General features: G+C 43.7%; 19 protein-coding genes. 10 read left to right on the top strand and 9 right to left on the bottom strand.

Going from position 1 to position 21,737, the window contains the following annotated elements; genetic code table 11:
* The first annotated feature begins 35 nt into the window (after window positions 1–35).
* The gene (locus AB4154_RS11435) at window positions 36–1,466 is read left to right on the top strand and encodes an McrB family protein (RefSeq protein ID WP_372123055.1); all 1,431 of its coding nucleotides are present in this window, start codon (window positions 36–38) and stop codon (window positions 1,464–1,466) included.
* A gap of 8 nt (window positions 1,467–1,474) precedes the next feature.
* Window positions 1,475–2,734: an LlaJI family restriction endonuclease gene (locus AB4154_RS11430; RefSeq protein WP_372123053.1), complete on the top strand. Its 1,260-nt coding sequence runs from the start codon at window positions 1,475–1,477 to the stop codon at window positions 2,732–2,734.
* 77 nt (window positions 2,735–2,811) lie between these two features.
* Here AB4154_RS11430 and AB4154_RS11425 read toward each other — a convergent pair whose 3' ends face one another.
* Window positions 2,812–3,192 carry a hypothetical protein gene (locus AB4154_RS11425; RefSeq protein ID WP_171732842.1) on the bottom strand — a complete coding sequence of 127 codons (381 nt, stop codon included), beginning with the start codon at window positions 3,190–3,192 and terminating at the stop codon, window positions 2,812–2,814.
* Window positions 3,193–3,323: 131 nt separating this feature from the next.
* Between AB4154_RS11425 and AB4154_RS11420 the strand changes: the two genes are divergently transcribed.
* Window positions 3,324–4,394, top strand: coding sequence for a tyrosine-type recombinase/integrase (locus AB4154_RS11420; protein WP_171732829.1), 1,071 nt, complete (start codon window positions 3,324–3,326; stop codon window positions 4,392–4,394).
* Window positions 4,395–4,424: 30 nt separating this feature from the next.
* Here AB4154_RS11420 and AB4154_RS11415 read toward each other — a convergent pair whose 3' ends face one another.
* On the bottom strand, window positions 4,425–4,943 hold the full coding sequence (locus AB4154_RS11415) for an NUDIX hydrolase (protein WP_017079685.1): 519 nt from the start codon (window positions 4,941–4,943) through the stop codon (window positions 4,425–4,427).
* 302 nt (window positions 4,944–5,245) lie between these two features.
* Here AB4154_RS11415 and AB4154_RS11410 point away from each other — a divergent pair, with 302 nt between their 5' ends.
* Together AB4154_RS11410 and AB4154_RS11405 are read left to right on the top strand one after the other, a co-directional pair.
* The gene (locus tag AB4154_RS11410; RefSeq protein WP_017059521.1) at window positions 5,246–5,506 is read left to right on the top strand and encodes a DUF333 domain-containing protein; all 261 of its coding nucleotides are present in this window, start codon (window positions 5,246–5,248) and stop codon (window positions 5,504–5,506) included.
* Between the two features lie 38 nt (window positions 5,507–5,544).
* On the top strand, window positions 5,545–5,667 hold the full coding sequence (locus AB4154_RS11405) for a hypothetical protein (protein WP_017059520.1): 123 nt from the start codon (window positions 5,545–5,547) through the stop codon (window positions 5,665–5,667).
* 4 nt (window positions 5,668–5,671) lie between these two features.
* Here AB4154_RS11405 and AB4154_RS11400 read toward each other — a convergent pair whose 3' ends face one another.
* Entirely contained in the window at window positions 5,672–6,550 is an 879-nt protein-coding gene (locus tag AB4154_RS11400; protein ID WP_372123051.1) for a YdcF family protein, read from the bottom strand.
* A gap of 356 nt (window positions 6,551–6,906) precedes the next feature.
* On the opposite strand from AB4154_RS11400, the gene AB4154_RS11395 reads away from it, so the two are divergent.
* From AB4154_RS11395 to AB4154_RS11385, 3 genes are all read left to right on the top strand, one after another.
* Window positions 6,907–8,277 carry an L-serine ammonia-lyase gene (locus tag AB4154_RS11395; protein ID WP_017068616.1) on the top strand — a complete coding sequence of 457 codons (1,371 nt, stop codon included), beginning with the start codon at window positions 6,907–6,909 and terminating at the stop codon, window positions 8,275–8,277.
* 415 nt (window positions 8,278–8,692) lie between these two features.
* Window positions 8,693–10,171, top strand: a complete 1,479-nt coding sequence (locus tag AB4154_RS11390) for a peptide MFS transporter (protein WP_080582209.1) — start codon at window positions 8,693–8,695, stop codon at window positions 10,169–10,171.
* A 200-nt stretch (window positions 10,172–10,371) separates the two neighbouring features.
* Window positions 10,372–11,154 (top strand): siderophore-interacting protein, encoded by a 783-nt coding sequence (locus AB4154_RS11385; protein WP_017070633.1) that lies wholly within the window; start codon window positions 10,372–10,374, stop codon window positions 11,152–11,154.
* A 133-nt stretch (window positions 11,155–11,287) separates the two neighbouring features.
* Here AB4154_RS11385 and AB4154_RS11380 read toward each other — a convergent pair whose 3' ends face one another.
* The 6 genes from AB4154_RS11380 to AB4154_RS11355 form a co-directional block, all read right to left on the bottom strand.
* Complete coding sequence (locus tag AB4154_RS11380; RefSeq protein ID WP_372123049.1) at window positions 11,288–12,190, bottom strand: multidrug transporter; 903 nt, start codon at window positions 12,188–12,190, stop codon at window positions 11,288–11,290.
* A 138-nt stretch (window positions 12,191–12,328) separates the two neighbouring features.
* Window positions 12,329–13,033 (bottom strand): phosphonate utilization transcriptional regulator PhnR, encoded by a 705-nt coding sequence (phnR, locus tag AB4154_RS11375; protein ID WP_372123047.1) that lies wholly within the window; start codon window positions 13,031–13,033, stop codon window positions 12,329–12,331.
* 68 nt (window positions 13,034–13,101) lie between these two features.
* Complete coding sequence (locus AB4154_RS11370) at window positions 13,102–14,811, bottom strand: putative 2-aminoethylphosphonate ABC transporter permease subunit (RefSeq protein ID WP_371714586.1); 1,710 nt, start codon at window positions 14,809–14,811, stop codon at window positions 13,102–13,104.
* A gap of 21 nt (window positions 14,812–14,832) precedes the next feature.
* Entirely contained in the window at window positions 14,833–15,942 is a 1,110-nt protein-coding gene (locus AB4154_RS11365; RefSeq protein WP_372123045.1) for a putative 2-aminoethylphosphonate ABC transporter ATP-binding protein, read from the bottom strand.
* A gap of 227 nt (window positions 15,943–16,169) precedes the next feature.
* Complete coding sequence (locus AB4154_RS11360) at window positions 16,170–17,591, bottom strand: FAD-dependent oxidoreductase (protein ID WP_372123043.1); 1,422 nt, start codon at window positions 17,589–17,591, stop codon at window positions 16,170–16,172.
* Window positions 17,592–17,791: 200 nt separating this feature from the next.
* Complete coding sequence (locus AB4154_RS11355; protein WP_017094998.1) at window positions 17,792–18,802, bottom strand: putative 2-aminoethylphosphonate ABC transporter substrate-binding protein; 1,011 nt, start codon at window positions 18,800–18,802, stop codon at window positions 17,792–17,794.
* Between the two features lie 350 nt (window positions 18,803–19,152).
* Here AB4154_RS11355 and phnW point away from each other — a divergent pair, with 350 nt between their 5' ends.
* Together phnW and AB4154_RS11345 are read left to right on the top strand one after the other, a co-directional pair.
* Window positions 19,153–20,256, top strand: coding sequence for a 2-aminoethylphosphonate--pyruvate transaminase (gene phnW / locus AB4154_RS11350; protein WP_102428797.1), 1,104 nt, complete (start codon window positions 19,153–19,155; stop codon window positions 20,254–20,256).
* Window positions 20,256–21,677 carry an aspartate aminotransferase family protein gene (locus tag AB4154_RS11345; RefSeq protein ID WP_372123041.1) on the top strand — a complete coding sequence of 474 codons (1,422 nt, stop codon included), beginning with the start codon at window positions 20,256–20,258 and terminating at the stop codon, window positions 21,675–21,677. Before phnW ends, AB4154_RS11345 begins: the two co-directional genes overlap by 1 nt.
* The last annotated feature ends 60 nt before the right edge of the window (window positions 21,678–21,737 follow it).

The raw sequence follows: 21,737 nt of genomic DNA, 5'->3' as shown, positions 1-21,737 counted from the left end.
CTGTGTATATAAACAGTCAAGAAAGAGGTTTTATTTTGAGTATTAGAATTGATGATTTCATAACGAGCTGTTCGTCACTTACCAGTGAAATGACGCTATCATACCAGGAACTAGCTCCTTCCATCGAGTTTTCAAATACTGGCCGTAGAGGTGGTTACAAATACTTCTCTATTACACTCCGACAACTATCAGAAACATTGACTGATATTTTGACCAACTTTGCCGAATTTGAACAAAAGTCCGACTACGTTGAAGGTACATGGCGTACACTTTTCTCAACTCATATTTCTAATAATGTTGTTAATGCCTTATCAACAGTACAGACGTTACCTCTGTATGCTCTAATAAACAAAGTACTCACTGTAGCTAATCAGCTAGACGATTATAGAGAAAAGTCGATGCCTCTCACAGAGGAGAACCTTGCTACAGCAATTACTTACTTAGATAGTCAGCTTCCAAATGACCAGACTTATCTACAGATACTTGGCCCTCAAGAAATAGTTGAAGCTCAAAGAGTAAAAACTGGCTTCAATAAAATATACTATGGTGCTCCTGGTACGGGGAAAAGCCATACCATTGACAAAATCACAAACGAACAATATTCGATGAGAACCGTTTTTCATCCCGACACTCAATACAACGATTTTGTCGGAAGCTTAAAACCTATAATGTTCGAAGACAAAGTTAGGTATGAGTTTCGACCTGGAAGCTTTACTAACGCGTTACTAATGGCTGTCAATAACCCAGAGCATACTTGTACATTAATCATAGAAGAGATTAACCGCGCATCTGCCGCAGCAGCTTTTGGTGAAGTTTTCCAACTCTTAGATAGAACTAAAACATGTGAAAGTAAATACAGTATAGATATCTCGGACCCCGACTGGTTAGAATATCTAAACAAGAACTCTCGTAATTACTTTCCGTCTAAGAAACTAAAAATTCCGTCTAATTTGACGATTTTAGCAACGATGAACAGTAGTGACCAAGCAGTCATGCCTTTAGATACAGCCTTCAAGAGGAGGTGGGTATTCGAATACTTACCTCTTGACTATAGCAATGCCGCAAATGGCACCCTCCCCTTACCACTTGACACCCCCACTGGTGAAGTTGAGACGAAACAAGTTAAATGGAAAGATTTCGCTAAAACAATTAATGAAGCTTTGGCTGAAGATCATATCCCTGAGGACAAATTACTTGGCCACCGATTCCTTGATGACTTAGAGCTTAATGAAAACGGCAAAAATGCTCTAAAAGGCAAACTATTCATGTACCTCTGGGATGATGTTCTTCGTCACGGTCAGCGAGGGACTGTTTTCGCCGACTATATTGAAGTTGATGGCTATGAAGTAGAGCTCACTACATATGGTCAGTTAATCAAAGCGTATGACGCAGGTAATAGCATTTTAAGAGAAAGCATCTCTGAGACACTATATCAGCTTACTTCAGTTCAAGAAGAGCAAGCATAAGGCTATCTATGACGTTAAGTTTAGCTCTACACAACGATAGAGCACCTCTTAGAACTTTAGACAAAGAGCTACAGATTGAACTTAAACAAAGAGGTTTAGTCACGAGTGGCGGTAAAAATGTGTCTTTCTGCGGATTGGTCTACTCCGAAGGAGAGATTAATGCTTTTTTGCCTCGAGCTACACGTATCTCTGCATCTAACGAAGAAATAAAGATCAAAATAGCATCGGAAATGATGGCAGCTATTCATCGTTACTCCACAACTAAGAAAAATCAAGTCAACGCCGATGACGAAGGTAGCGAGTTTTCTGGTTTAAGTCGGCTTAGCGCTATTGTGTGGCTACTGAATGACTTTCGAATTAACGGTTTATTTTGTAAACGTAAACAAAGGATGATTGTAAATAGTGGTAAACCCAACTGGAGAAAGACCATAAGCAAGCGGACAGCCTTCCTATGTGACAATGGCCCTATTTACTTAGATATCGATGGGGAATTGAACTATCGATTTATAGGGGATGAGATTTCGAAAATCCATGCTGATGTTATCCGTAAGTTAGATGACCAGTTCAGTTGGCTTATTTCCTCTAAGAAATCTCATATATCAAGCTCTCTTCAATCTATTCCTGCACCATCTGGAAAAACTTTTTCTCAAATTTTACATCTGAAGGCTCAGCGTCATTCCCACTATGCTACTCGAGATATTGAACTGATTAACCATTTGGTCGATTTCCTTGAAGAAACTAGAGGACAAAACCACAATAGTTTTGTTATGGGGATGAAGCACTTCCACGGTATGTGGGAGAACATGCTACATAATACTTTAAATTGGACAGTCAAAGTTAACAACGAACTACCAATTCCAGCTTATAAGTTAAATGACGGAAGCATAGTTGAAGCACCATCGAAAGGACAAAGAACTGACATAGTACTACGAAGACCAAATACAGACCAATTCGCGGTTGCGGATGCAAAGTACTACGAAACAAGAAAAAGTACCAAGAGTGCACCTGGTTGGCCCGATCTAGTGAAGCAGTTTTTTTATGCTAAAGCATTAGGTGTTTATAGCGATTCAGCGCAAGTAAGTAATGCTTTTATTTTCCCTGGTGAAAGTGGAGTAATAACGAGCGCACATATGAAAAATAGACAAACTGGCACTCTTGAAGACACTGAATACCCAGCTATCAAATGCTTATATGTTTGCCCAAGACAAGTAATTCAGCACTACATCAAAGGCAAAAAGCTCACTCAACTCAGTGAAGATTTGTTTTAAAAATCATCAAACTACCCATATAAAGCCTAGTAATAAACTAGGCTTTATTCTTATGAGACGACACTCAAAGCTACAGTTCAAAACAACCCAAACACATTGTTTTTCCCATCTTGTTCAAGGCCTTTGATCTGATGGTGCTTTGGCTCCCCACCAAACAACAAAATGTATAACTTCCGGTCTTGATACGTCCCCACTACATAGTGGTCTTTTTGTATCACGTATTCGATAGTTTCGGCTTCCTCATCTGTGCACAGATACTTAATATCGACCAGTTTCACCCACTTCAAGCCGATCACGTTTTCGGCTTCTATAAACCCACCAAATGGCGCCGTAAAACGGTTACCAAGCTTCAAAAGCGCATCAATCACTCCTTGGTTCTTCTTACTAATCCCAATTGGACCATCACTGTTGATTTTTAAATGACTGTAACCAGCAGTCACATGAATTGATTGATACATAGCAAACCTATTAACTTTCTTAGCACTTTGAGAAAGGTGTCTAACCTGTGCCTTTTGTCCGATATAAAACATTGTTCTACGTTTTAGCTCGGATTATACTGTTTTTATATACAGTTACTTTAGGCTTTATTATGACTATCCGCAATTTAAAAGATGCCTCAACCAAACCTTGGATCTGCGAATGTTACCCAAACGGGCGATCGGGGAAGCGTGTTCGTAAAAAGTTCGCAACTAAGGGTGAAGCCAAGGCTTTTGAGCTTCACACAATGAAGGAGATTGACGATAAGCCCTGGATGGGTGACAAGCCGGATCATCGCAGGCTTTCTCAACTTATTGAGCTTTGGTACCAACTACATGGTGTAAACACCAAATCAGGACTTAGGGCGAAGCGAAGAATGGAAATCGTATGCGAAGCTTTAAATGACCCTATCGCGAATCAGCTGAATGAACGAATGCTTGCTCATTACCGCGCAAAACGCATCTATAAAGGTCGTAACAAAGATAAACTCGCAACAAATCAACCTATCTCTATTGCCACACATAACCATGACCTTATCTGGCTTAAAAGTATGTTTAGCGAACTTATTCGCTTGAAGGAGTGGAAAGGCCTAAACCCTATTGCTGATCTCCGAAAACTTAAAACTTCAGAGCCGGAATTAGCGTTTCTAACCGTCGATCAGATCAATCACCTACTTGATGAAGTAAAAAGTAGCCCAATGAGTGAAGATCTCACTGCCATAATAAAACTGTGCCTAGCAACAGGGGCGAGGATTCGAGAAGCTATCGAGATAAAAGGAGCTCAACTCTCTAAATTCAAAGTGACCTACATCAACACCAAGGGAAAACGAAATAGAACAGTGCCTATATCAGAAGAACTTTATCAACTGATTCACAAAGACACATCAGGTCGTTTATTTAGCTGTGCATATAGCACTGTCTATAAATGGCTTACTCGAGCATTGCCTAATTTACCCAAAGGGCAAGGAACGCATGTTTTACGCCATACCTTTGCAAGTCATTTTATGATGAATGGAGGGAATATTTTGGTATTGCAGAACATTTTAGGTCACACCGATATTTCAATGACGATGCGTTATTCTCATTTTGCACCGAGCCATCTGAGCGATGCTATTCACTTTAATCCTCTGAATTCTTTGCCGCCCAAAAGTGGCGACAAAGTGGCGACAGAGAATGTTATTTAGCGTTTAAAAGGGCTTTCAAACGTTTTTAGCCTACAGCATTTCCTTCGCTACTAAATGCAGCAGAAACGTTTCCCGCTCAATGCTCATGCCCTTTTTAGGGCTCTCGGCCATAGTCTTCTCGTTATGAGCAATTGCGTCATGAATGTTAATCCACACCGGTTTCATCCCGTTTTTCACTTCATAATCTTCGTAAGCCGTTTCACCAAGCTCACGATCGATCTTGCATGAGTAGCAGTAAGAAATCATGTGCATCATGTCTGCATCATCTTTGTACCAAGGACGAAACTCTTCAAAAATGCCGAACGGCTTGATGCTATGGATATTCTTCGCGCCAGTCTCTTCTTCGAGTTCACGAACCATACCTGCGATCACATCTTCCCCTTCATCCAAACCACCACCAGGAATGGTGTAGTCGTGATAACGCTCTGTATACAGCATCAGAATGTCTTCACCATCTAACACAATGGCACGGGCAGCGTTGCGCTTATAGACCGTTTTATTGTCTAGATGGTCGATATCAGGATGGATGGTTGTTTTTAGGTGTCTCATGATTCTGACTGCTCTACTGAATTTGGCGGCATCATATCATAATCATCAATAGATTCGAGGTTCACAACCGCTAACCAGAACGGATCGGACGGGGATATTCCTACGGTAACTTGAATCCACTTAGCTTGATCTAACACTCAAAAAGTCGTTAAACATGAAGAAATATCAACCTATTTCAATATCTTGACCAAATTAGGACAACCTTTTCTGAAATCTAAAATATACTAATTTCATAGAGCTTCTCATTTGGTTCTGTAGAACTTAACGCATTCGATTATAGAGTTATCACGTAGGAGATAGACATGAAGAAAATTGGTTTGATGGCTGTATGTGCCGTTGTATTAGGCGGTTGTGCAAACGACTATGCAGAATATAGCGAGGGCCAACGTGTTTCAGTCGCTAACCCAGCAGCGGTTTATTGTGTTCAACAAGACGGTGAATTAGACACGGTTACTGAAAACAATCAGCGTACAACTTACTGTGTATTCGATGACGGCGAGCGCATTGAACAGTGGGAGTACTACCGCAATAACCATGAGCAAGATTCAGAAAACCAAAGTTAATCACTGTAAAAAACACATGAGCCTTCTGGCACAATGTTATGGGCGATGATTACGTTCGAGCGGTTAAAAACATCGCTGAAGAAGGCACTGAGCTTCTAGCTTACTGTCTGATTGCCTTTGCGAGTTTAAAGACCGTTATTGGCATCACGAGAAAGAAATAATCACCTATCGCCACCAGCGATGTGTGTGATCCGATTCCGGATCTAAATAACGATTCAATAAAGTCAGGTTAGTATCTAGTAGAGCTAGGTATTCCCTGACTTTTTTTACATCGGTACCCACTGAAGTCTGCTGGATACAGCGCTCCAATGCTGGGAGTAAACTCTCCACAATGTCAAAGTCAGATGAACGTCCAACGAGCTCTTTGGCAGTGATCAATGCTTCCAAAGACAGTCTTTCTGGCTCTCGTCTAACCAACTCTAAATCTCGCTTAAATGCGCCCGCACAAACACCTTCAAGATAAACTCGGTAGGTCGTCAGTACGTCCATCAACAGAAACAATTGCCCCTGAGCACTTTGATGTGGGTATGGCACCGCAACATGAGCCTCCAACCTGCGATCTATTTGCTGCTCTACCCCAAGTGCGGAACACTTCTCGATGAGAACTTTAAGCAAACCTTGCTCGCCCATGATCGATTGAATCTCGAATATACGTTGTAAATGGTAGTCATTCGAAACGAATGTCACTTGCACACTTTGCCCGCGAGTAAACAGCCCGCTTGCAATCATCTCTGAGGCCAAGTTCTGTATATTCTCGACAGTGTTGGTCGAGTGCTGCTCGAGCAAAATCGCCCCTAAAGAAAACGGATGTTCACGCTGCTTTTCAAGCTTTCTAAAGTACTGGTGCATCGCGTCGGCTTCAGACAGTGTTTGCCCTTTTGTTAGCCCACCACAAAATGCTACCGCAGTTTGCTGATTCGACTCTTCTACCAAAGGCTCCGCCAGATACTCAACCAAAGCATCAACTCGACTGATTCCTTCATCAGTCAATTTATTCTCATTAAGTCGCTTACCCAGCACAATAAGGAGGTGATTAATGCTCATTTTATGTTCAAGTCTCGTTTTGGGGATTAGATGGAGTGAATTATGTATACAATACTTGTTAACAAAAGTATTTTGAAATTCTTATATGTTGCTCGCAATAATGCTCACTATTGATAGCGACATCTTAGGTAATACAAGAATAAACGTGTCGCTTTACAGCAAACATAGCACGCTCTTGTATTTCATCGCTCTATGCTTGTTAGCACTAGTCGATAAAAGAGCCCTTTCAATCAATGAATACGCTCTATCGCATAACTGTTTCACCCACAGAACAGGTTCACTCAAAGAAGTGCAACTAACCAAATACAAATTTTACACAGAGTTCGTCCATCGAACCGTCTTCACAGGAAGTTACTATGCTGTCTATTTTTGATATCTACAAAATTGGGGTTGGACCATCCAGCTCCCACACAAATGGACCAATGATCGCTGGGTTTAACTTTACCCAAAAAATTGATGCTCAGCTTAAGCAAGTGAAGCGTATTCAAATCGACTTATACGGCTCGTTATCATTGACGGGTATTGGTCACCACACAGACAGAGCGACCTTGTTAGGTTTGCTAGGTAACCGCCCCGACACCATTAAAATCACCAGTGCTAACCAAGCAATGCGTAAGGCGATTGAAGATAAATCTCTATTGGTTAGCGGTAACCATGAAATTTATTTCGATGTAGAAAGCGATCTGCTCTTCCACAAAACTAACCTTCCGTTGCATGAAAATGGCATGACTATCTCTGCCTTTGACGAAAGCGGCAGCCTTCTGGATATGGAAACCTACTACTCGATTGGTGGTGGCTTTATCGCAACCGCTGATGAGCTACAAAACGGCAAACAGGAAGCAGAAACACAAGTTGAGTTCCCTTTCTCTTCCGCTGATCAGTTACTTGAACTATCCGAACAACAAGGACTGAGCCTTGGTGGCTTAATTCTGCGTAACGAAGTGTCTTTCCAAGGTATGGATGTGATTGACCAGAAAGCCGACCAAATTTGGAAGGTGATGTCTCTGTGTATGCAGCGTGGCTTTGACACGGAAGGCATTCTTGATGGCGGTCTAGAAGTCACTCGTCGAGCACCTGCTCTGCTTAAAAAGCTGGAAGCAAATGCCTCGATTGAAAACGATCCAATGGAGATCATGGATTGGATTAACCTATTTGCCTTTGCTGTAAGTGAAGAAAACGCAGCGGGCGGTCAGGTCGTGACATCACCGACCAACGGTGCGGCTGGGGTTATTCCTGCGGTATTAATGTACTACCATCGCTTCATCAAAGAGCTAGACACTAAGCAGCTTAAAGACTTCTTGGCTGTCTCTGGTGCAATCGGCATCTTATACAAAACCAACGCTTCGATTTCTGGCGCAGAGGTAGGTTGTCAGGGTGAAGTCGGCGTTTCTTCATCAATGGCCGCAGCAGGCCTAACTGCCCTACGTGGTGGTAGCAACGAACAGATTTGTATTGCCGCTGAGATCGCGATGGAACACTCACTGGGCATGACATGCGATCCGATCGGTGGCCTTGTTCAGGTGCCATGTATCGAACGTAACGCAATGGGTGCAATGAAAGCCATCAATGCATCGCGCATGGCATTGAAACGTACCAGCAAGTGTCTTATCTCGTTAGACAAGGTTATCGAGACCATGTACCAAACAGGTAAAGACATGAACAAGAAGTACCGTGAAACTTCTCTAGGCGGCCTAGCCGTGATCCACATGGCACCACCTTGTGAATAAAAGACAGGAACACGAGTGGAGAAAGCCTCTATAGAGACAGCATTCTTGTAAACTTAGTTTTCAATATCTCAACAAAGCCAGCCACCAAGCTGGCTTTTTTATTGGCTAAAGCCCAACAGCTAATTGAAAGTGATACTCACTCAAAATAACTTACAGAATGACTACCTCTAACTTTCCCTTTATTAGTTCATTACTTAGCCACAAATGATGATGGCTAAATTTCATACCGCCATGCATCCACTTGCAAAATCTAACGTTGCAAATCTCATTCATGAGAAATATGAATGCACTCATAAGAAAAGATATATCGAGTAAAGTTCTGCTTGGGACAGATGTTTAAGTTTATGTATTACTACTAATGATATTATAATCGGGCAATTACACTACATATTAATACAAACGTGAGAATAAAATAATGTGGAATAGATTAAACAAATCAATGATGTTCTGCCAAATGATGTTCGGACTTTCGTTCTATGGCGTCATGGTGATCTTGACTCGTTTCTTCCTTGAAGATCTGAACTACAATGAAGCCGACACCATGATGGTTGTTGGTGCTTTCTCTGCAATCGGACCGCTATTTGCTATCGCAGGTGGCTTTATCGCCGACAAGTTTTTAGGCGCCTACCGATCTTTAACCATTGCCTTCCTAGGGTTCGCAAGTGGTTACGTTCTACTGGTACTTGGTGCAGCAGCAACCAATGTTCCGATGGCATTATGTGGTATTGCGTTAGCAAGTTATGCACGTGGTTTGATGTCCCCTTCTTACCCAAGTCTTTACAAACGCACGTTCAAAACTCAAGAAGATTTTGAGAACTGCTACCCAATCAACTACTCAGTAAACAATATTGGTGCTCTGTTAGGTCAATACCTGTTCCCAATGCTAGTACTTGTTGTTGGTTTCCACGGTGGTTTCCTTCTTTCAGCGGTGCTAGCCGGTGCTGCGCTTCTGATGATGATCTTTGTTCGCAAAGGCCTTGTTGAAGCAAGTGCTGAAATCGACCAAAAACCAGTAAGCACTAAAAACTGGGCAGCGTTCCTTGGTCTTTCTGCAGCAATGATCGGCTTGGTATTCTTCATGTTCTCTAACATGGATATTGGCCAAAACATCGTGTACGCAATCGGTGGTGCAGCGATCATCTACTTTGTCTCTTTGATGATGAAATCGAAGAAATCAGACATGCTAAAAATGGGGACTATCTTAATCATCACATTCCTGACGACATGTTTCTTCGTGTACTACGGTCAGATGATGACTTCGATGACAATGGTAGCGATCAACACAATGCGTGGCGATCTATTTGGTTTCATCCCTGTCGCACCTGAAGCTTCAATGGCAATGAACCCACTATGGTGTATGGTTGCTGGCCCTATCATCGCGGGTATCTTCTCTAACCTAGAAAAGAAAAACATTAACTTCTCAACTGCAACCAAAGTCGGTTTCTCTTTCATCCTTACGGCTATCGCTTTCGGTATCCTTACGATGGCAGTAACGACAGTTGGTGACGATATTCTGATCCGCCCAGAAGTCTTCCTAGCGATTCACTTCTTCCTAGCATTCGGTGAAGTGATTGTAGGTTCAATGGTTGTAGCCTTCATCCTGTCTGTTGCACCTAAGCACATTGAAAACTTCTCAGTAAGCTTGTTCTCTGTTGCTATCGCACTATCAGGCATTGTTGGCGCGGTATTCTCAACGTCTATTGCACTAGAGAAAGGTCAAGAGATCACACAAGAGATCGTGCAAACGGTTTACGGTGATTACTTCCAAATGCTGACTGTTCTTGCCGTCGTGATGGTAGGTATCGCAATGGCAGCATCGTTCATTATTCGTAAGATGCTAGAAGCTGCGAAAGCCGCTGAAGAAACGATTGAACTAGAGCAAGCAAACAGCTAATTCTGTTCGCTGAGTCAAACCAATCCTAAGAGCCCTTTAGTTTTCTAAAGGGCTCTTTTTTGTAGGATCCGTTTCTCAATAGGATCTGTCGTATAAGTTAGGTAGTACATGTGTAAATCAAAGTAAATGATAACTATTAGTATTGAGTGTTTTTTAGTTCAGGATTATGATGTGGAAATCCAAATCTAAGAGAGCCTTATATGAGCAAGCCTAGCCCTATCACATTAACCGTTACTCAAACCTCAACAATTACTCCAAACATGCAGCGCATAACGCTTAGCGGTGAGGGATTAAGTAAATACCCAACAGAATGTGCCGGCGGCTACATCAAGCTTTTATTCTCGCCACTTGGCACGACTGATTTAAGCCAGCTAAACGAAGGTGAGCGCCCAACCATGCGCACTTACACCATTCGTCAGTACAATCCTGTAGAGCAGTGGATTGAAGTTGATTTTGTTCGCCATATCACTACAGATTTGCAATGTGGTTTTGCGGCTCGATGGGCAATGAACGCAAAAGTGGGTGACACGGTTTCAGTGGCTGGCCCTGGTTTAATTCAGGGGCTTAACCTAGAGTCAGACTGGTTCTTCTTAGTTGCAGACATGACGTCCCTACCTGCGCTTTCTGCAAAAGTAAAAACGCTCCCAGAAACAGCGACTGGTCACGCTATCATTCAGATCAACTCAGCAGCAGATAAGCAGGTACTTGAGACTCCTCAAGGTATCAAAGTAACCTGGTTGATTGAAGATGAAACCTCAGAGTCACTTTCACAAACCGTGCGCAACACAGAATGGTTAGAAGGTCAGGTTTCAATATGGACAGCGTGTGAATTTGAAAGCATGCGTGAGCTAAGACAATACTTCCGCAACGAAAAAGAAGTCGCGAAAGAGAACATCTACATCAGCAGCTACTGGAAACGTGGTGTCACTGAAGATGGCCACAAAGTGTTGAAACAGCAAGATGCTCAAGATTTAGCGGGGTAAGTCTTTTACTACCTACAGCTTCTTACTAGATAAAGAGAAAACGCCCTTGACGAAGTTTGTATCGCTAAGGGCGTTTTTGATTTAGCTTAATATAGATGCCTCTGCACAAATATCCAATCGTTCCGGCGAGCTTTTAAGTCAATGAGATAACTAAGCCAGCAATAATTAGAGAGACGCCTACACCGCGAGTCGCGTGCCACTTTTCCTTTAAAAAGTAGAACCCCATCACTACGCCGAAGATGATACTTACTTGCCTAAGTGCCACAACCAAGCTGACGTTCTCTGTCATAGTCATCGCAAATAACACCAAACCATAAGTCGAAGCCATCATAATGCCTGCAAGCGTGGCTTTCTTTCGCAGTATCCAAGCATTAGTAAACTCGATTCTTTGGTTGGTTACGAATAACCAAACACTCAACGGAATCACAATTGCCCAGAACTGGATACCTAGGTAGAAAATCGCGGTGTGCTTGTTAGTTATAACTGGTGTGCTCAAAGGATCGAGTAACAGAAGCGCTTCTTTATCAATGATGGCATAGCCCGTGGTACCAATGGCCGCGATTAACGCCCACAGTACGCCAAGGTTGAGATACGCTTTTAACCTAAGATCTGAAAACTTCTTAAGTGGTACAAACAAACAACCCAAGGTAATCAAGGTGAAGCCAAACCATTGATTAGGTGACAGCTCATAGCCTATCAACACCGTGCCTAAACCCACCATCAACACGGGCAGCGCTCGTGCCATCGGGTAAATCACCCCAATATCGGCCTGTTTATATGCAGCACCTAGCCCAATTAGATAAACAATTTGGCAAATCCCACTCAACAAAACCAATTGCCAAAATAGAAATGAGATGTTTGAAAATCCAACGTTATCAACATACCAAATTAGGTAAGGAGTCAAGATCGCGGCAGCGGCAAAGCCAGAAGCAAGGAAAAAAGACGACCCCGAACCTTGATTAGATTTACCTAGAACATTCCAACCCGCATGAAGCAGAGCCGAAATTATCACGATGACGATGGCAGAGAATTCCATTTCATTCCTAAATTATAGATGAATTAGCACAACGGCTGACAACAGGTGATAAAAAAAGGCCTCCGAATAAGAGACCTTTGAACTTTTCAATTGGGCAATCCTGCATAATTGCAGATATGCTAACGTTCTAACGTATGACTAGCGCTCTAGCTGCGCGATTGACTCAATACTGATCGCGTCATGACGCCAATACTCAATATCACAGTCAATCAGATCGCCGTTTTGATTGTAGTTAACACGCTCAACAACCATTGCAGGTGAGCCAGAAGTCGCACGCAGGGCTTGCGCTGTCTCGCCAAGTAAAGACGTTGTGCTCACTCGGTAACGGATCTTCTGATACACCACACCAAAGTGTTCGCGGTAGATGTCCGTCAACGATTTAGACAAGTCATAATCAAGCAAGTTAGGGAACAACTCTGGTCGAATGTAGTTGGTCACATACACAACCGGCCTATCTTCAAGATAACGAACTCTGTCTACTCGATAAACGTCCGAAAAAGGTTGCAGCTCAAGAAGCCTAGTTGCTTCCTTGGTCGCTAACATCCCTTTTGCTGCCACTAACTCAGTTTTCGGTTGACGATTTTGCGCCAGAGCCATATTAGTGAAGTTCAGTGTTTGGGTTGGATCGTAACGAAGCGGCTCGGGAGAGATAAACCAACCGCGGCGATCTTCTCGGTAAATACGCCCTTCAGCTTCAAGCGAAGACAAAGCTTCACGTAAGGTAACTCGTGTTGTATCAAACGATTCAGCCAGCTTACGTTCTGCAGGCAACTTCTGTCGTGGCGTTAACATCCCCGACTCTATCTGCTCTACAATGACATCTTTGATTTTTACGTACTGCACTTAATTTCCTTTCATTCTTGTTCTTGTCGTCAGCCACTCCTTGGCCAACTGCAATATAAAATGGTTCGCTAGCGTTTGCGCCAAGCTTGGGTGCGCTTCTCGAAAAACTTGTTGATTAGCATATGAATCAACTTCGCACTCGCTGCAGATATCATGATCATTACCGCCATGGCTGCTGCTGCACCGGTTTGCCCCGCATCGTCCATATTCAACACTGAAACTGACGCAGGTATCGTATCGGTAGAATACAAGAATACTACCGCAGATGTCGTGGTAAGTGCATTAATAAACAGGTATGTCGCAATATCTAAAATCGCAGGCAAACAAACGGGCACCGTCACCTTAAAAAACAGCTTGTATTGCGGTAGGTTAACCGAGGCCGCCGTGGCTTCAATTTCCGAAGGTAGCTGTTTCAATGCCGTTAACGCCGTCATGTGCCCTACTGTGTAGTAGTGAACCACCGTATTAATCACCAAGAACGCCATCGTGCCATACAGGAAGTTAAGTGGGTTACTCAAGTCATTGAAGTAGAAGATATACCCCAAACCCAGAACCATACCCGGAACGGCCATCGGCACAACACTGAGCATCTGCATCGCCTGACGAACGGGACCAAATGCTCTGCCCTTCTCAATACAATACGCACCTAAGAAAATCAATACGGTACCGATAATGGCAGTCCATGCACCAAGCGTCAGAGAGTTGAAGAACGGTGTCCAACCATAGGTACTCATCTCAGCAAAGTTGTAGTTATTCAGGGTGAGCGCTTTGTTCCAAGGCCAGAAGGTGACCATAGAACCGTATATCGCCATGCCCAACACGATAACGACAGCAGCCGAAATGACCGTGCAGTAAAGGAAACACAATCCATCACGCATGGTATTTGGCTCTGGTTGGTACGCGACAGAACGAGTATCAAACAAGCTCTTCTGTTTCTTTTGAACCCAGCGGTCAACGGTAAACGCAAGCAACGCAGGCAATAGCAGCAAGATACTGGTTACCGCACCCATAGAGAAGTTCTGTTGACCAACCACCTGCTTAAAGATGTCAGTCGATAGCACGTTGTAGCTACCACCTATCACCTTTGGCACACCAAAGTCACAAACCACCAGCGTAAACACAACGATCAGAGTGCTGATCAAGCCGTATTTTGCCGCAGGTAACGTCACCATAAAGAAAGTTTTTAACGATGAAGTATTGAGTGCTCGTGCTGCCTCATAAAGGCGAGCGTCAGAGGTTCTTAATGAGGTGGTCAGAATCATCAAAGCGTGTGGAAACGTCCAGAATATCAAACCCAGTGAGATACCAATCAAGCCATAAACCGAGTTGCCACCCAAGACTTCTTTAGCGATACCTTGGTTACCAAATAAGAAGATAAGACTGATTGCTGGAAGCAGCGACGGAGCAAGAATAGGCGCAGAACCCAGTACTTGAAAAAGCCCCTTAAAAGGCATGCATGAACGAGTTAGCGCATAGGCATAACCAAACGCCAAGACACCCACGACAACGGTCACTAACAACCCGAGCGTGAAGGTATTGCCCACCGACTGCCACAGGCTTTGAGACGCAAAATACGTAGCGAAATTCTGTAAGCCTACAAATTCACCATCTGCGTTCTGAACACTCTTTTTCAACATTGCCCACAGTGGCATCAGGATAAACAACGTCATGACCACAGACAAAAAGGCCAACAGCCCAAACAGAATTACGTTGTCTTTGCTTAACCGAGCCAGAAAAGGTTGTACTCGTCGTTGAATTAGCAGCTTAGATTGCATCATTTGAGTCGATTCCATGATTGTTTACGCCGCCTCGTCTTTCATCACTTGCAAGCTTTTCGATGGGTAAGCTCTCAGGCCTTCTTGATCGAATGCAACGTAACGAATATCACTGCGACGCAGCTTCAATCGGTTGAACTCTTTGACGGGTACATCCACGATGATCTCTTTCGCCGTTGAGTCATGTTGCAACTCGCACTCCACGCGATAAAACGCCCCTAAGAATTCGCTTGATACGATTCTCACTGGCAAGGATTCACTAAAACGATCAACAAACTGGATTTGCTCAGGACGAACCGCGATATCAAACATATCACCCTGCTTTGGTGTCAGGTTGTCTAACCCAGGCAATGGCAACATAGACTCAGCAATACGCATCTTGCCTTGAGCTGCTACAGAAGCTTGAATAAAGTTCATACTGCCGACAAACTCAGCCACGAAACGACTGACGGGTTTTTGGTAGATCTCTTGTGGAGCGCCCACTTGCTCGATAATACCGTGATTCATTACCACAATGCGGTCAGCCATGGTCAAAGCTTCATCTTGATCGTGCGTCACCATAATCGTGGTGATGCCCAATTTACGCTGCAATTGACAGATCTCGTCGCGCAGGTGTGTTCTTACTTTTGCATCCAATGCAGAAAGCGGTTCATCAAGGAGTAGCAAACCTGGAGACAAAGCCAAAGCACGAGCCAAAGCCACACGCTGCTGCTGCCCACCAGACAATTGATTTGGGAATTTCTGACCAGACGTCGGTAAGCCGATGGTCTCTAACCAAGACTCAACCGTCTCAAGAGCTTCTTTGGTCGACATGCCTTGGTTTTTCAGACCAATCGCAATGTTTTCTTCTACAGTGAGATTTGGAAACAAAGCGTAAGATTGGAACACGATGCCAAAGTCGCGCTTTTCTGGTGGCAAGAAGGTCGTATCATTACCGTTCTGCTCAATGGAACCTGACGTTGGTAAGTCTAGGCCTGCAATCGCACGTAATAAGGTGGTTTTTCCACAGCCAGATGGGCCAAGGAAGCAGACGAACTCGCCTTTATCTATCGATAGGGAGATGTCTTTTAACGCTGTAAATTGGCCAAATTGCTTTACAACGTTTTCAATATTCAAATAAGTTTGGTTGCTCATACTACAGCACTCTCTATATGGTATATACCAAATTTATACTGAGAATATTGCAGTTGAGTGACAAATTTATAGAAGCTAAATGACAGTTATATTGCAGATATAATAAGCATTAAAAATTGCTATTTGTTCAGCATTAAAAGTTCGTTCAACGTTGAAAGCCCTCAGTGACTTGCCCATAAATCACTGAGAGCCTAAATGTAAACTTCTAATTTAAACGCTAGATTAATCTATGATTCAACCTTGTCGGCTTTGCCCGCCGCACCTGCGAGTTTGGATAACTGTTTATCTAGCCACAATGGCTTGCTACCCGAATCTTCCGCGTTCTCTTTTCTTCGTACCGCATCACGCACCATCATCGCACCTACCCAACGAAATGGCTCTGGCGGGAAGTGTCCTAATGGGCCTTTGGTTAAACCACTTCGTGTCCATGCATTGTCGATATCGAGTACCATTGCTGACAAAATTTTTCCGCCCATACGGGTTTGAGCAACGCCATTGCCTGAATAACCAAGCCCATAATAGATGTTGCCTTGGCCTTTTAGATTACCGAAAAATGGCAGACCGGTGACCGAACGATCTGAGCCTCCTGACCAGTTGTAATCGAATTCACTTTGTTCCAATTTAGGGAACAGTTTTTGAAACGATTGATTGAGAATCGGCAGGTAGTTGGTCGTTTGGTTAAACATGCTTTCAACTTGATTGGCAAACGAGAACTTATTACCGCCTTTGCCCAACATGAGTCGTCCGTCCTGGGAATCTCGGTAATAGTGGACAAAGATACGCGAATCTACCACCGCTGCCCCTTTCTCTGGACCAAACGGCTTGAGCTTTTCAGGAATAGGCTTGGTCACCACCATATCGGAAGAGACAACCACTATGCTGCGTTTGAACTCTTTAAAGTGATCGAGCATCCACGCATTGAGCGCTAAGATCACTTTATCGGAAGTTATCGTCCCACCCTTAGTTTGGACGCGAACTGGTGAGCCGTAATCAAGAGAAGTCATTTCTGTATTTTCGTAAATTTCGACACCCAATTCGATCGCAACGCGGCGTAAGCCTCTCGCCAATAACGCTGGCTGCACACTACCCGCAGCTTCTGAGTAGTAACCCTCAATGTGGCGATCAGATCCCGCTTTATCAGCCAAAGAATTGTCGCACTTCTTCCAGCTATTGATACCCTGCTTAACCAGCTCATTAACAACAGGCTCCATTCCACCCTTTTGCGCTTCATTGGTCGCCGTGTAGTAAGTACCGCTTCGATATAGATGCGCGTCAATCTTGTGTTCGTTACAGAAGGCTTCAATCTCGTATATAACCTTTTCCGATTCCTTAACCAACCATTTCGCTTGTTCTTTTCCGTAGAGCTTTTTCAGCGTCGGATACTTAGTTGACCACGTCAGCATGCAACCGCCGTTCGCACCAGAAGCACCGCTACCACATAGACCTTTTTCAATCACGACAACATGCTTTTCGGGTTGCTGTTGTTTGATTAAAATCGCCGTCCATAAACCCGTATAGCCACCGCCAACAATGGCGATATCACAGTTGACGTCTTTTTGGAGCGACTTCGCCGAATCTAGCCCCTCATTGATGTTGCCAAACTCTTGTTCTAACGCTTGCTTGAACCAATATGAGTAGTGCTTTGTCATTTGTTGTACCTTACTTAAAACCTAAAGGCGTAAAACTAAAAAAGGAAGACCGAAGCCTTCCTTTACTGATCTCTAACTTCTAATGAGCTGCATATCTAATGGACTACGTGTCTAATAAGCCATATATCTAATAAACCATGTGTCTAATAAGCTCGGTAGATAATTAACCAAGGAGCTCATGAACTAAAAAGCTCAGCAGATTAAGATTTTGGCTCTGATTTAGCGTCAAACTTCTCAGACCATGTTTTAAGAACGTCTGCACGTTCACTGCCCATGCGAGCGAAGTCCATTTTTGCCATGTTCTTTTCTACATTAGGGAAGTTCTCTGCTTTGCCTGTCACATCTTGGTGACCAACAACTGGGTACATTTCGATGTAAAGCTCATTTGCCGCTTTAGAAATAGACCAATCGATAACACGTTGTGCTGCATCAGAAGGCTTAACAAGGCCTACCGCTTCAGATTCCCAGCCGATGCCTTCAGGTGTAATCACTGAAAGTGGAGCGCCTTGAGTTTTCAGCTTAGCGCCACGGCTCGCCATAGAAATACCGATAGCGACTTCACCCATGCCCGCTTGAACACATGGCTTAGAACCTGAGTGCGTGTAGTGAGCAATATTTTGGTCTAGCTTCTGCATGTAGTTCCAACCTTGGTCTTCACCCATGTTTTGTAACCAAGCCGAAACCTGCATGTAGCCCGTACCAGAAGATGCTGGGTTTGGCATAGCAATGTGGCCTTTATAGATAGGCTTCGTTAGGTCATCCCAAGATTTAGGTGCAGGTAAGTTAAGTTGCTTAGCCACCACTTCGTTGAAACAAACTGCATTGAAGAATGCATCATTACCGTACCAAGCTTGAGTAGATTGCGGATCGTTGAGGTTTGAGCGCAGCGCTTCTACACCTTGAGGAGTGTAAGGCTTAAGAATGCCCTCCTCCTTAAGTAGAGCCATTGAAGAACCAGCAAGTCCCCAAACTACCTCTGCACGCGGGTTGTTTTTTTCGGCCAATAATTTTGCCGTCATGATCCCAGTTGAATCACGTACCCACTTGATGTTGATGTCTGGGTTTTCACTTTCAAATGCGTTTTTGTACTTCGCTAAAATGTCAGTTTCAAAAGCGGTGTAAACCGTCACTTCCTGTGCTGCATAAGCATTACCAGCCAATAGAGTAACTAAAGCTGCAAGTGATCCTTTCATAAAACGGTTTTTCATCATTTTCTCCAGTCAGGCCCGATGCCAAGGTTAGGAATTGCCAAGGTTAAAGTTGTTAAGGCTAGAAGTTCCATCTAGAGGCTTCTATATCCATAAATTCATTTAGGTTGTTAACACACACCTTTGCATTGGTATGTACCAGATTTCGAGTATTAAGCTAACTGGCTTTTATGACGATTAAATGAACAAAAAATGGCAATTTAAAGATCGGAAAATTTCTCAACAAAAGTGACAAATTTGAATATGAAGCTTTTGTGAAAATAACGTTTGGGCTATTTACGACCGTTTAAATTGGTTGTTAAAGTAACCGCAAATATTGGTATAGTCCAAAATACAAATCGCGAGAATTGAACATGAGAAACGAATACTTACTGCTGACACCGGGTCCTCTATCTACTTCTGAAACCGTTCGCCAAGCGATGCTAAAAGACTGGTGTACTTGGGATGATGAATACAACAAAGACGTTGTTGAAGTGATTCGTAGCAAGCTTGTTACTTTGGCGACTAAGCAGGCGGGATATACAAGTGTATTAATGCAAGGCAGCGGCACTGCTTCAGTTGAAGCAACAATCGGTAGCGTTATCTCTAACAGCGATAAGCTTCTTGTGGTCGATAACGGTGCGTATGGTGCTCGTATTGCTCAAATCGCAGAATATTTAAACATTCCATGCCATGTCGTTTCCCCAGGTGAAACATCACAGCCTGACTTGAACAAAATGGAAACGGCATTGGCTATGGATTCAGATATTACTCACGTTGCGATTGTGCACTGTGAGACCACTACAGGTATGTTGAATCCAATCGAAGAGATTGCCAAATTGGCAAAACAGCACAACAAAACCGTCATTCTTGATGCGATGTCGAGCTTTGGTGGCATCCCTATGGATATTGCTGACTTAGGTATTGATTACATGATCAGCTCGGCAAACAAGTGTATTCAAGGTGTACCTGGATTCGGCTTTGTTATTGCGAAGCAATCGGAACTGGAAAAATGCAAAGGCCAAGCTCGCTCATTAAGCCTTGATCTGTTTGACCAATGGCACTGCATGGAAAGCAACCATGGTAAATGGCGCTTCACCTCTCCGACTCATACAGTGCGCGCTTTCTACCAAGCTCTACTTGAATTGGAACAAGAAGGCGGCATCGAAGCTCGTCATAATCGTTACCAAACCAACCAAACCACATTGGTTGCAGGTATGCGTTCTCTTGGTTTTGAACCACTGCTTAATGATGACCTTCATTCACCTATCATCACCTCTTTCTATTCTCCAACTCATAGCGATTACCAATTCAAGGAATTCTATGACCGTTTGAAAGAGCAAGGGTTTGTGATTTACCCGGGCAAGGTTTCAAACGCAGACTGCTTCCGAATCGGTAACATTGGTGAAGTGTATCCGTCAGACATTGAAGCTCTCATTAGCGCAGTGAAAAACGCTATGTACTGGGACATCAAATAATGACGACGACCAATCCAGAGCCAGTTCTAAAGGCCACACACTTTCGAAGCGAAGGCGATGTGAACACCACGCCAGCACGCGAAAAATGGAACGAGTCGCTAAACGATGATGCGACTCAAGTAATGTTAAAGCGTGATGCTGACGTGTTTCTTCATCAAGCCATGTCAACGCCTTGCCTAGACACACTTGAAGCAGCCGAAGGCATCTACATTCAAGATGCGACGGGCAAGAAGTACATGGACTTTCACGGCAATAATGTTCACCAGCTAGGTTATGGTCACCCACACATCATCAATAAAGTGACTCAGCAAATGGCGTCATTGCCGTTTTCACCGCGTCGCTTTACCAATGAAACAGCCGTTCAATGCGCTGAAAAGCTGACACAGATCTGCGGTGGTGAGTTGAACCGCGTGTTGTTTGCACCGGGTGGTACTTCGGTTATCGGCATGGCACTCAAACTGGCTCGACATGTCACCAACAACTTCAAGGTCGTTTCACTGTGGGACTCATTCCATGGCGCGTCACTGGACGCAATTTCAGTGGGTGGTGAAGCTTGTTTCCGCGAAGGCATGGGCCCGTTAATGGCTGGCGTAGAACGCATTCCACCAGCCGTCTCTTATCGTGGCGCTTTCCCGTTTAACGAGAATAGCGCAGTCAATGCAAACGAAACTGCATGCGACGTTCACTATGCCGACTATTTAGAGTATGTGATTGAAAAAGAAGGTGGCATTGGAGCCTTCATTGCCGAAGCAGTGCGTAACACAGACGTTCAGGTTCCAAGCAAAGCTTACTGGAAGCGCATCCGTGAGATCTGCGATAAGCATAACGTCATGTTGATCATCGACGACATTCCAAACGGTATGGGTCGTAGTGGCGAATGGTTCACTCACCAGGCCTTTGATATCGAACCTGACATTCTTTGTATCGGTAAAGGTTTTGGCGGGGGCTTGGTTCCAATTGCAGCCATGGTCACTAAAGACAAATACAACACGGCAGCGCAAGTATCACTTGGTCACTACACCCACGAGAAAAGTCCTATTGGCTGCGCAGCGGCACTGGCTACGATGGAAGTGATTGAGCAAGAAAATCTACTTGAAAAAGTACAAGCGGACAGCGCATTCGTGCGTGAACAACTGCTTCAAATGAAAGAGAAATACCCAGTCATTGGTGACGTTCGCGGCATCGGTCTGCTTTGGGGAGTGGAATTGGTCACTGACCATATCACCAAAAACCGAGCGTTCGATGAAGCAGAAGCAGTACTTTACCAATGTCTGAACGATGGCCTGAGCTTTAAGGTTTCACAAGATAACGTGATTCAATTGAGCCCACCATTGATCATCAGCCGTAGCGAGCTAGAAGTCGCTCTGTCTGTATTCGAAAAAGCGATAGCCAAAGTCTGCAAAGATTTTGAATACCTTTAATTCTCGAAATCAACATTTAAACCAATAACCTTAAACAACCATTTGTTTCCCAGAACTTTG

It is taken from the genome of Vibrio sp. 10N.286.51.B11 (genome assembly GCF_041469245.1).
GTDB lineage: Bacteria > Pseudomonadota > Gammaproteobacteria > Enterobacterales > Vibrionaceae > Vibrio > Vibrio crassostreae_C.
This window is presented reverse-complemented; position numbering and strand designations above follow the sequence as displayed.

Bases quoted from the DNA above. Each gene is read 5' to 3' on its own strand.
- AB4154_RS11430 (WP_372123053.1), top strand. From the start codon at position 1,475: ATGACGTTAAGTTTAGCTCTACACAACGATAGAGCACCTCTTAGAACT.
- AB4154_RS11425 (WP_171732842.1), bottom strand. From the start codon at position 3,192: ATGTATCAATCAATTCATGTGACTGCTGGTTACAGTCATTTAAAAATC.
- AB4154_RS11420 (WP_171732829.1), top strand. From the start codon at position 3,324: ATGACTATCCGCAATTTAAAAGATGCCTCAACCAAACCTTGGATCTGC.
- AB4154_RS11415 (WP_017079685.1), bottom strand. From the start codon at position 4,943: ATGAGACACCTAAAAACAACCATCCATCCTGATATCGACCATCTAGAC.
- AB4154_RS11410 (WP_017059521.1), top strand. From the start codon at position 5,246: ATGAAGAAAATTGGTTTGATGGCTGTATGTGCCGTTGTATTAGGCGGT.
- AB4154_RS11405 (WP_017059520.1), top strand. From the start codon at position 5,545: ATGGGCGATGATTACGTTCGAGCGGTTAAAAACATCGCTGAAGAAGGC.
- AB4154_RS11400 (WP_372123051.1), bottom strand. From the start codon at position 6,550: ATGAGCATTAATCACCTCCTTATTGTGCTGGGTAAGCGACTTAATGAG.
- AB4154_RS11395 (WP_017068616.1), top strand. From the start codon at position 6,907: ATGCTGTCTATTTTTGATATCTACAAAATTGGGGTTGGACCATCCAGC.
- AB4154_RS11390 (WP_080582209.1), top strand. From the start codon at position 8,693: ATGTGGAATAGATTAAACAAATCAATGATGTTCTGCCAAATGATGTTC.
- AB4154_RS11385 (WP_017070633.1), top strand. From the start codon at position 10,372: ATGAGCAAGCCTAGCCCTATCACATTAACCGTTACTCAAACCTCAACA.
- AB4154_RS11380 (WP_372123049.1), bottom strand. From the start codon at position 12,190: ATGGAATTCTCTGCCATCGTCATCGTGATAATTTCGGCTCTGCTTCAT.
- AB4154_RS11370 (WP_371714586.1), bottom strand. From the start codon at position 14,811: ATGATGCAATCTAAGCTGCTAATTCAACGACGAGTACAACCTTTTCTG.
- AB4154_RS11365 (WP_372123045.1), bottom strand. From the start codon at position 15,942: ATGAGCAACCAAACTTATTTGAATATTGAAAACGTTGTAAAGCAATTT.
- AB4154_RS11360 (WP_372123043.1), bottom strand. From the start codon at position 17,591: ATGACAAAGCACTACTCATATTGGTTCAAGCAAGCGTTAGAACAAGAG.
- AB4154_RS11355 (WP_017094998.1), bottom strand. From the start codon at position 18,802: ATGATGAAAAACCGTTTTATGAAAGGATCACTTGCAGCTTTAGTTACT.
- phnW (WP_102428797.1), top strand. From the start codon at position 19,153: ATGAGAAACGAATACTTACTGCTGACACCGGGTCCTCTATCTACTTCT.
- AB4154_RS11345 (WP_372123041.1), top strand. From the start codon at position 20,256: ATGACGACGACCAATCCAGAGCCAGTTCTAAAGGCCACACACTTTCGA.